General features: G+C 72.0%; 1 protein-coding gene. It reads left to right on the top strand.

All coding sequences use genetic code 11. The features are described from left to right. Window positions 1-287 precede the first annotated feature (287 nt). A complete protein-coding gene (locus ACFU5K_RS31845) occupies window positions 288-1,412 on the top strand; it encodes an XdhC family protein (protein WP_384068216.1) in 1,125 nt (374 codons plus the stop codon). Window positions 1,413-1,613: the final 201 nt, after the last annotated feature.

The raw sequence follows: 1,613 nt of genomic DNA, 5'->3' as shown, positions 1-1,613 counted from the left end.
CTTGCGTCCGGGGTACCACCACCCGAGCTACCTCACACAGCGTGACCGGCGAGCCCGCCCGTCACCGCCGCACCCCCATCAAATTCGAAGACCCGAATTAACCGGCGGAGCGACGTGAGCGTAGTGTCGTAATGTGACCAGAGGACGCGCCGTGCGGACGGCGTCGGCTTGCGTGCGCGCAGAAAAGGCGAGCCGGAATCCGCTGTCCGTTGGTCCCCGCGTGCGCAGCCGGAGACCGACCGGCCGGGGCCGTGTGCGCCACGCGTTTCCGGAGGAGCTGAGCCCCTGTGCTGGACATCGCCGAAGAGCTGTCCCGCTGGTGCGAGCGGGGCCTGCCGTTCGCCGTCGCCACCGTGGTCTCCACCAGCGGCAGTGCGCCGCGGCAGCCAGGGGCCGCGCTCGCAGTCGACGGCGGCGGCAACGTGATCGGCAGTGTGTCCGGGGGGTGCGTCGAAGGCGCCGTCTACGACTTGTGCGTCCAAGCACTGTCCGGCGAGGGTCCCGCGACCGTCTGCGAAGAGTTCGGCTACTCCGACGAGGACGCCTTCTCTGTCGGCCTGACCTGTGGCGGCCGGATCGGCATCCTGGTCCAGAGGATCGACCCCGGCGAGGATCTCGAGTTGGTGCGCGCCCTGGCGGCCGCCGCCGCCCGGGAGGCGGCGGCGGTGGCCCGGATCGTCGCCGGACCGCCCGAACTGCTCGGCCGGGCCCTGCTGGTGCGGCCGGACGGGTCCCACGAGGGTTCCCTCGGTGATGCCGAACGCGACCGGACCAGCGCCCGGATGGCCGCGGCGACGCTGGCGGCCGGGCGCACCGGCACGCTCGTCGTCGGCGCCGACGGCAGCCGCTGCGGGGCGCCGCTGACCCTCCTGGTCGAATCCAGCGTGCCGCCGCCCCGGCTGCTGGTCTTCGGTGCGATCGATTTCGCCGCAGCGCTGGTCCGCGCCGGAACGTTCCTGGGCTACCGGGTCACCGTCTGCGACGCCCGGCCGGTGTTCGTCACCCGGCTGCGCTTCCCCGGCGCCGACGAGATCGCCGTGGACTGGCCGCACCGCTATCTGGACCAGGAGACGGCCGCCGGCCGGGTGGACGGACGCACCGCGATCTGCGTGCTCACCCACGACGCGAAGTTCGACGTCCCACTGCTGGAACTGGCCCTTCGTCTGCCCGTCGCGTACGTCGGCGCGATGGGTTCGCGCCGTACCCACCTCGACCGCCTCGACCGCCTGCGCGACGCCGGCCTGACCGGAGCCGAGCTGGCTCGCCTGCACTCCCCGATCGGGCTCGACCTCGGCGCCCGTACGCCGGAGGAGACCGCGCTCTCGATCGCCGCGGAGATCGTCGCCCACCGCTACGGCGGCTCCGGCACCTCCCTCAGCGGGGCGTCCATCCCCATCCACCGGAGTATGTGAGCGCTACCGCTCCCCGTGGATCTCCTGAGTGCGGGGGCGCCACCGGTGCACGCGCGCTTTCGCGGTTCGGAGAACAAGCGGATGCGCTGACGTCCGGGTGCTCGTAGCGCAAACATTCAGCGGGTAATCGGAGCGTGATGGTTTCCGGCGTTGGATGACTGGCCGTCACGGTGGGAGCGTGGTGGAAGCGGGATGCGGTGT

Origin of the sequence: Streptomyces sp. NPDC057428 (genome assembly GCF_042803195.1) — a bacterium.
Classification (GTDB): domain Bacteria; phylum Actinomycetota; class Actinomycetes; order Streptomycetales; family Streptomycetaceae; genus Streptomyces.
This window is presented reverse-complemented; position numbering and strand designations above follow the sequence as displayed.